Annotated in this window: 4 protein-coding genes and 1 pseudogene; 2 read left to right on the forward strand and 3 right to left on the reverse strand. The window is 71.0% G+C overall.

Going from position 1 to position 4,167, the window contains the following annotated elements:
- Positions 1 to 96 precede the first annotated feature (96 nt).
- A complete protein-coding gene (locus tag ABZ464_RS51875; RefSeq protein ID WP_359290005.1) occupies positions 97 to 831 on the reverse strand; it encodes an SDR family NAD(P)-dependent oxidoreductase in 735 nt (244 codons plus the stop codon).
- 26 nt (positions 832 to 857) lie between these two features.
- Here ABZ464_RS51875 and ABZ464_RS51880 point away from each other — a divergent pair, with 26 nt between their 5' ends.
- Both ABZ464_RS51880 and ABZ464_RS51885 read left to right on the forward strand, forming a co-directional pair.
- Positions 858 to 980: a hypothetical protein gene (locus tag ABZ464_RS51880; protein WP_359290007.1), complete on the forward strand. Its 123-nt coding sequence runs from the start codon at positions 858 to 860 to the stop codon at positions 978 to 980.
- Positions 981 to 1,000: 20 nt separating this feature from the next.
- Positions 1,001 to 1,108: pseudogene (locus tag ABZ464_RS51885) on the forward strand (carboxylesterase family protein); the annotation flags it as partial.
- Between the two features lie 312 nt (positions 1,109 to 1,420).
- Here the strand turns inward: ABZ464_RS51885 and ABZ464_RS51890 are convergent.
- Positions 1,421 to 2,932 carry an aminobutyraldehyde dehydrogenase gene (locus ABZ464_RS51890; protein ID WP_359290009.1) on the reverse strand — a complete coding sequence of 504 codons (1,512 nt, stop codon included), beginning with the start codon at positions 2,930 to 2,932 and terminating at the stop codon, positions 1,421 to 1,423.
- A gap of 64 nt (positions 2,933 to 2,996) precedes the next feature.
- Entirely contained in the window at positions 2,997 to 3,896 is a 900-nt protein-coding gene (gene dapA, locus ABZ464_RS51895; protein WP_359290011.1) for a 4-hydroxy-tetrahydrodipicolinate synthase, read from the reverse strand.
- Between the last annotated feature and the right edge of the window lie 271 nt (positions 3,897 to 4,167).

A 4,167-nucleotide genomic window follows, 5' to 3' on the forward strand; every position in this document is an offset into this window, starting at 1 on the left:
GCCCGCCGCCCGCCGCCCGCCGCCCGCCGCCCGCCGCCCGCCGCCCGCCGCCCGCCGCCCGCCGCTCGCCTCCAGGGCGGCAGGCGCATCTCGGGGCTACAGGCCCTGCAGGGCTGTGCCCGTCTCCTCCGCCAGTGTTTCCAGGAGGCGGACCTGGAACGCCTCGTCGTGGACGCTGCGATGCGGTTCCCGTAGCCGACGGTGATACCAGTAACCGCCCGTGGTCAGTGCCTGAGGCTCGTCGCTCGACACGAGCCACTCCTGAGTCCGATGACCGAGCTCCAGATCGTCCGGTGCGCTCGGTCCGCCCATTCTGGTCGGCACCCAGCCCGGGTCCACGGCATTGCTCAGCACGCCGGGGCGCAGGCGGGCCACCGCGGCCGCGAGCGTGGTGACGAACAGTTTGCTGTCGGCGTACGACCCCGCGCTCTTTCCCCACCAGTCGATCCCGCTGAGTGAGGGACGGCCACTGAAGTGCGAGCCGCTGCTCAGGTACACCAGCCGGTGTGGCGAGGGCAGAAGGGCCGTGAGCAGATACGGCGCGATGATGTTGACCGGCATGACCGCCGGCCCGCTCCACACACCGGCGTTGTGGATGACCGCATCGAGCGGCTCCGCGTCGTTCAGCTCGGCCGCCAGGTGTCGTACGGCGTCGCGCTCCGCGAAGTCACCCACCACGAGGTGGGCACCGCGGCCGACCAACGCGTCGAGGGCCGCCGCGCGCCGCCGGTTCCGGGCGTGCACCACGACATCGTGGCCCGCGGACAAGAGCGCATCCGCCGCGGCACGTCCAAGACCGTCCGCGGAACCGGTCACCAGAATCCGACTCAAGATCGCACCGCCTCCCAGGTGAGCGCTTGGCTCAAGTCTCGCCCGTCCTCGTCGGCCACGTCGCCGCGGCTCTCGTATGGGTGGCTCTGGAACGCAAGCTCGAATGGGACGACTTCACGTTTCTGCGGCCGGTCGTGGACTGGTGGTGAGGGAGGCGGAACCCTTCCCCGCCTTCGGCGGTGACCCGGCCAACGTGACGGTCACGGGCAATTCGGCAGGAGGTGCGTCCATCGGAGCGCTGCTGGGCACGCCCAGGACTCGAGGACTTCGCCGGCGCGGAGCCCGGCGATCACCTCGCGCCCGGCACCACCGGCTCGGATCGCTCGGCAGAGCGGAACAGTTGGAACGAGCCCTGCCCGAGGTTGGCCGACGCGCCCAGCAGTTCGTCGTAGAACTCCTGGACGCGTCGGTCCCCATCTCCGCCACGTTGCCGAACGCGGGCGAGGTGTCCCGGCTGACCAGGCGCTGCCGCCGATCACGGTCAACGCAAAACCGCCGTGGTAGGCGCGGTAGCGGTCCCTGGGAAGGCCGTCCTCGCTGTACGCGGGCTCGTGGGACGTGCTGACGATACGGTTGCGCAGCGGGATGCTCAGCGCCCGTGGTTGTGCATGACGTGCTTGGTGCGCGAGTAGTCGTCCAGGGCGTAGATCGACAGGTCGCGGCCGTAGCCGGAACCCTTGAACCCGCCCCAGGGGACCTCACTGGCCAGCACGAGATGGGAGTTGACCCAGACGGTCCCGAAGTCGAGGCGCGCCGCGATGTCGTGGCTGCGGCGGGCGTTCTCGGTCCACACCGACGCCGAGAGGCCGAGGGGGACGTCGTTGGCGCGCCGTACGGCTTCGTCCTCGTCGGTGAAGGTCTCGACCGTGATCACCGGGCCGAAGATCTCCTCGCGGGCGGCCTCGGCCCCCTCGGGGACGTCGACCAGGACGGTCGGGGCGACGAAGTAGCCGGGCCCGTCGAGCGCCCCGCCTCCGATCGCCACCCGCACGCCCTCCTCCTTCGCCCGCTCCAGGTACCCCGTGACCCGGTCGAAGTGGGCCTTGGAGACCATCGGGCCGACCTCGACGTCCTCCCCGGCGGCAGGCTCGCCGACGACCAACGCCCGTACCTCGGTGACGAGTTGCTCGACGAACGCGTCGGCGACCGACTCATGGACGAGGACGCGGCAGGCGGCCCCGCACTCCTGGCCCGAGTTCCAGAAACCGGCGACGCGCAGCGCCGACGCGGCCGCCTTGAGATCGGCGTCCGGGAAGATCACCACCGGGGCCTTGCCGCCGAGTTCGAGGTGCACCCGCTTGAGGCTGTCCGCGGCGGCCCGGGCGACGGCACGACCACTGTTGACCGAACCCGTCAGGGCGATCATGTTCACGTCCGGGTGCTCGGCGAGCCGGGCGCCGACGGTCGCGCCGTAGCCGTTCACCACGTTCAGCACACCGGCCGGCAGGAGATCGGCGACGAGTTCGGCGAACTTCAGGGTGGTCAGCGGGGTCTGCTCGGACGGCTTGAGGACCAGGGTGTTGCCGGCGGCGAGGATCGGGGCGATCTTCCAGGCCGCCATGAGCAGGGGGTAGTTCCACGGGGTGACCACGCCGATCACGCCGAGCGGTTCGCGCAGCATGACCGACAGATGGTTCTCGGCGTAGTCGCCGGCGGCCAGCGAGGTGGTCGCGCGCACCGCGCCGGCCATGAACCGGAAGGTGTCGACGGCCTGGCCGACGTCGTCCGTCGACACCGCGAGCGGCTTGCCGGTGTTCGCCGACTCCAGCCGGCTCAGCAGCTCGGTGCTGTCGGCCAGTCGGTCGGCGATGGCGTGCAGCACCTCGGAGCGCTCCCTGGGCAGCAGCCGGGCCCAGCGGCCCTTGGCCGCCACCGCGGCGGCCACCGCCCGGTCGACGTCCTGCGCGGTTCCCTCCGGAATGCGGGCGACGACCTTCTCCGTACACGGGTCGACCACGTCGATGACGCCGTCGGACGACGCCTCGACGAAGGTCCCGTCGATGAAATGCCGGGCCGGGGGAAGGTCGGTCCCGCTGATCGGGGACGGTGCGTCGGCTGCGCGGCGAACGGTGGTCGTCGTGAGGTCGGCGGCAGTGGTCATGGTCGGTGGCTCCTTGGAAGAGGTCGTGTCGAACACCTGGAGGCGGGGGTTGCCGTGCCGTTCGTCAGCGCGCGGCCGACAGCCGGGGCAGCGCCTCGACGAGGGAGGCGATCCCGGCCGTCGTGGCGGCGTCGAGGGCGAGTACGGGCTCACGGGGCTCGCCGACGGGGAAGCCGGCCGCGTTCAGGGCGGCCTTGACCGCCGGAATGAACGGGGCGGACATGATCGCGTCCATCAGCGGGTAGATCCGCGCCCATTCGGCGCGCGCACGGTCGAGGTCGCCCTCGCGCAACGCGCGGTGGATGGAGACGAGTTCGGCCGGCATGACGTTCGCGGTCCCGGCCATGACACCTGCGGCGCCCTCGGAGATCGCCTGCAGGAGGAGGCTGTCCCAGCCGACGAACGTGGAGATGACATCGCCGTGGTTGTGGATCAGCCGCCCGGCCTGGGCCATGTCCGCGCTGGTGTCCTTGATGTACTGGATGTTCTCGACCTCACGGGCGAGCCGGCCGACGGTCTTCGGCGAGAGGTTGACACCGGTGGCCCCCGGCAGGTTGTAGAGCATGATCGGGATGTCCACGGCGTCGGCGACGGTGCGCAGGTAGCGCAGCGTCTCGTCGAGGGTGAGCGGCTCGTAGTACGGGGTGACCACCATCAGCACCGAGGCTCCGGCGTCCTGCGCGTGCCGGGACAGTTCGACGGCTTCCCGGGTGCTCAGCGCACCGGTCTGCGCGACGACGGGGACACGGCCGGCGGCCTGGTCGACGACGGTCTCGACGACCTGGCGCCGTTCCGCTCCGGTCATCGCCGCGAACTCGCCGGTGGAGCCGCAGGCGACGACGCCGTCGACCCCGCCGTCGATGCTGCGGTCGACCAGGCGGCGCAGAGTCTTCTCGTCGAGCTGCCCGTCCGCCGCGAAGGGGGAGGCGAGTGCGGTCAGGACACCGCTGAGCTGTGCCGACATTCTGGAGTCTCCTCAAAGTCCATGTGAAGCAGAGTTCGTGTGAAGCAGAGTTCGTCTGAAACAGGGGTGGGGGAGCCGGCAGCGCTCCGGACGTGCGGACCTACGACGCGCTCCGCAACGGCGTCAGGTCGCGTCGGGCGGTCTGCCGGTGGGTGGCCAGCAGGCTGCGGACCTCGTGGGCGGCGGACAGGCCGGTCTGGATGGCGGTTTCGGTGTAGAGGGTGCCGAGGTAGTCACCGGCCAGGAGGACGCGGCCGGTGCGGCGGGTCAG

Origin of the sequence: Streptomyces sp. NPDC005820, assembly GCF_040630255.1 — a bacterium.
In the GTDB taxonomy this organism is placed as follows: domain Bacteria; phylum Actinomycetota; class Actinomycetes; order Streptomycetales; family Streptomycetaceae; genus Streptomyces.

Coding starts and splice junctions, on each gene's coding strand:
- ABZ464_RS51890 (WP_359290009.1), bottom strand. CDS start 2,932: ATGACCACTGCCGCCGACCTCACGACGACCACCGTTCGCCGCGCAGCC.
- dapA (WP_359290011.1), bottom strand. CDS start 3,896: ATGTCGGCACAGCTCAGCGGTGTCCTGACCGCACTCGCCTCCCCCTTC.